Source organism: Hassallia byssoidea VB512170, assembly GCF_000817785.2.
Taxonomy (GTDB): domain Bacteria; phylum Cyanobacteriota; class Cyanobacteriia; order Cyanobacteriales; family Nostocaceae; genus Hassallia; species Hassallia carrinoi.
The window spans coordinates 1-3,695 of sequence record NZ_JTCM02000210.1; the positions used below are offsets into that span (position 1 = coordinate 1).

The 3,695-nt window shown below is 40.4% G+C and carries 4 protein-coding genes; 2 read left to right on the forward strand and 2 right to left on the reverse strand.

Annotated features, from left to right (window positions below; all coding sequences use genetic code 11):
* Positions 1-371: hypothetical protein (locus PI95_RS34810; RefSeq protein WP_236117341.1), on the forward strand; the 371-nt coding region annotated here is incomplete at its 5' end.
* 105 nt (positions 372-476) lie between these two features.
* Positions 477-1,790 (forward strand): hypothetical protein, encoded by a 1,314-nt coding sequence (locus tag PI95_RS34815; protein WP_039748318.1) that lies wholly within the window; start codon positions 477-479, stop codon positions 1,788-1,790.
* Between the two features lie 126 nt (positions 1,791-1,916).
* Here PI95_RS34815 and PI95_RS34820 read toward each other — a convergent pair whose 3' ends face one another.
* Together PI95_RS34820 and PI95_RS34825 are read right to left on the reverse strand one after the other, a co-directional pair.
* Positions 1,917-2,837: an AAA family ATPase gene (locus PI95_RS34820; protein ID WP_052325258.1), complete on the reverse strand. Its 921-nt coding sequence runs from the start codon at positions 2,835-2,837 to the stop codon at positions 1,917-1,919.
* A 5-nt stretch (positions 2,838-2,842) separates the two neighbouring features.
* The gene (locus tag PI95_RS34825) at positions 2,843-3,409 is read right to left on the reverse strand and encodes a hypothetical protein (protein ID WP_039748317.1); all 567 of its coding nucleotides are present in this window, start codon (positions 3,407-3,409) and stop codon (positions 2,843-2,845) included.
* Positions 3,410-3,695: the final 286 nt, after the last annotated feature.

Genomic DNA, 3,695 nt, shown 5'->3' on the forward strand with positions numbered 1-3,695 from the left:
TCGTGACACCTGTAGCTGCGACTTCGCTTTCTCAGAAGATATCGAACCCCTGGATAACTCATCCTTGGAAAGGCTTCAGGGCAATCATGTCTGAAGCGCAACAACATCAACAGTTGCTAGAACTGCACAACCAAATGTTTATGTCTCCCCAAGATTTTAGCTATCGTTGGGGATTGGGTTACGAAGAATTAGCAAAAATCTGTGCCATCTCTAAATCGACGGCTTATCACTGGTTGGGTGGACAAAAAAGCCGCCGAGAAGCTGGATTACCTTACCAGAGAATTATGGCTGTGGCTGATTTTCTTTTCTGTAATGCCGAAGTAATTAACCCTCTGTTGTCACAGTGGCATAATCCTCAACACCCGAATTAATTCTTCAGTTTTTGCAAATTGACAAAACTTTTCTTCATCACCTTGACTGACATAAAAAATAGGTAGTAGGGTGCAATTTATCGTCACCAGCCTACCCACTGTTCCATGAATCGCTCCACCAATGACTCCTATTACCTGCCTTCCAGTATTGAATTAACAGAAAACCATGTCCTGATTTATCGCATGGCAATCCCTCTCAAAAATGCCATCAGCTACTTACAACAATTTCCCCAGTCAGAATATGAGGATATTTGCCTGGATGCTTTTGAGTTAGGATTTCTGTGCTTGCAAACTGCTCAAACCCGTCATGGCAACGAATTAATTAAGCAGCAGATGGAATCTTTATTGGTGGAGTTTCAGCAGGCAGTCAAAGTAATTGCTCACTCTTTTGGGCAGGAATTAGTTAATCAAGTAGGGACAGATAATGGTCAATTATTAGCTCCACTGCAAGCTCAAATTAATTTGACTTCAGCCGTCCTGACTGAAAAACTGAATAATGTCAGCACTTTGCTTACACACGAAATTGATCCCGCCAGAGAAACTTCTGTTGTTGGTCGCTTTCTCTCTTCATTACGCCAACTATTAGATGCTAAACGCTCTGATTCTATTCAGGGGGCATTTAAAGCAGCATTAATAAATGCCACTAAGGAAAATGGTACTCTGGCTGCGGCAGTTAAAAATGTGGTTTCTGAGTCTGTCAAACCATTAACCGAACAAGTGGAAAAACTGACCAGGGAAATTCGAGATCAACACGTAACACAACAAGTACTTTCTGTGACAACTGCAAAAGGCATCAACTATGAAGAATTAGTTGTTGTCGAACTGCGAAATTGGTCAAAGTTGAGTGGAGTAGAGGTGGAGCATATTGGTCATGATGGGGATACTGGTGATATTCTCGTAAAGTTCACCAGTAAATCGTTAGCTGTAATTGAACTGTCAATAGTGATTGAAGCTAGAAAACGACCCTCAAAGCCTTTTGGTCGCCAAGCAATCACTCAACATTTACAGTCAGCAATGCTGCGGCGTTCTGCAAATTCGGCAATTTTTTTAAGTTATTCCCGTGAAGGACTAGCGCAGGAAATCGGTGATTGGGCAGAGGGAGTTTCTGAGTCAGGTTATTGGATCGCCACAACCCATCCATTTTTAATCATTGCTATCCGCTTTTTGGTGATCCAGCAAAGGTTAAATAAATTGCGTACCTTTGAATCACAACTGGATGTGACTGCTGTTGAACAACAAATTCAGCAGATACGCACCGCTTTGGGACGAATCAGAACTATAAAAAAATCTCTGACAGAAATTGGGAAGGGTGTGTCTGTGATTAAAGCTGAGGCAGATGCACTGAGTGCAGATATTCAATCAGCGCTAAAGTCGATTGAGCAAACGCTGGGTTTTATTGGCAGCAAAAGTATCGATTAATAGATTAAGTGCATAATTCTGCAATATTTCTTCGCCGAGAAGTCGCACAACAAATTTTTTAGAAGTAAAGGTGAAATTATTTTCGCTCAATTCCCAATAGCTCTAGAGCTAGGTCAAGCACAAATTTTAGCTTTTCCTTTTAAATTTAACTTTTGGTTCCTTGCGTCTACCGAATTTTCTAGTCAAATTAGCTTGATTGAGTTCAAAAGATGGCTCATCTATTTTCAGTATCGCAATCTTGCGAAGTAAATCATACAAAGGCTCAATCAGTCCTCCAGATTTGATTCTCAAGTAAGAAATTACACTATCGATTTGCGTGAGATTTAATCGACCACCTTCCGGAAGAAATTTTTGTTCCCAATCATCTACAACCTCAATAATGTCTTGTTCAGTTAAATTGGGAAACTCATATGACTCTAAAAATGAGTCATGAACGCGCACGTATGGGAGACTTTTTCGCTCAAGAATATTATCGCTCAGATAGTAAGTTCCAACTAAGATAACGGAGATTCGCAGTTTTGTAAAAATATCAATTAGCTCATTAAAGGCTTCCAAAGTTAAATAGTCGGAATTACCAATTATGAGTATTTTGACACCATAACCTTTGAGAGTTCCCCATGCCCGCGATCGCAAATCTCGTAATGTTCCCACATGAGCAAGCGGATGACCTATTTCTTCCATAATGGAGCAATATAAATCCGTTGGGCCTCCATGTTGGTCAATTTCTGCATAAATAACAGTTGCAGGAATTTCCAAAAGCGTGCCTCGTCGCTTTACATATTGCGTCCTGTACAGTTGACAGGCTTTTAATAAGCCAGAACCTGTAGCGGAGGTAACATAACCACAGAGTTTTGCATCACGCTGGTCATCAAGCCAGTCAAACAATTCCGTATCGCGGTCTAGGGGAAGGTAAGTGTTAGCTTTACCAATCCGCTCAACCTCAGCTTGTGCTTCAGGCGATCGCCGTAGTTCCTCAGCAGGTTGCAAACTTGCATCAAACGACTTCTGAAATTCTAGATTGGCACTGGCTAAGTTTGTCTCCGACATGACAATTACCAATTATCCCTCATAAATTGGTTCCAATCTTTCACACCTACTCTAGGTCGCCGTCTAGCTTTGGCTGTTTGATTGGGATCAGGTTTATTCTGCGTAACTTGCTTATCTATTGAATTTACAGTATTTTGTGAATCTGTGTCATAAGTAGATATTAAATCTTCTTGTGATGTTGTTATTTCCTCTGGTGTTGCATTTTCAGGGAATAACTCTACTACTCTTGATTTGTTAGTTTTAACCTCATGTTTTTGCTGGGCTTTTTTACGGCGTTCTCTGCGTCTCTCCTTACGAGTTGTTTCTACATCTTCAAAAACAGACAATCGTTCGTTTAAAATAGAGGAATTATCTACTTGTTTACCTTCATCGCGCAATTTTTTCTTAATATAGTTCAATTCAGCCAGAGACATTCTTTCTCGTTTACAATCTCTAGCTTGTATAACACCTAAAAACTCTCCTGGTTCACCGTTAATAGGACGAGTATAAGCAAGAACTGTTGTAATATTACGCTTGTCATATCTTAAAGAAACTTGCTTTAATTCTAGACTTGGAGTCAGTAACGCACGCATCAAAAAGTGACATCGGAATAACGGTCTATTTTCGGGATAGTTACTATGTCCTACTTAAAGAGGAAAATGCCGACGCTGTGTGGCAAGTCTTGTCAGAGAATTCTTTGAAGCTTTATCAACCATCCCAGGAGGACAAAAAATAAGGGCTTCACCGAAGCCCAAGAGCGTTAACTATCTTGTGAGAACCCAATTATGGCAACAAAACTATGAAAATAAAAACCCTTCATGCCCACTTCCTTATTTCCCTTGGTAACTACAGCAATGAACGAGTCGGTTTTTCCGTCGG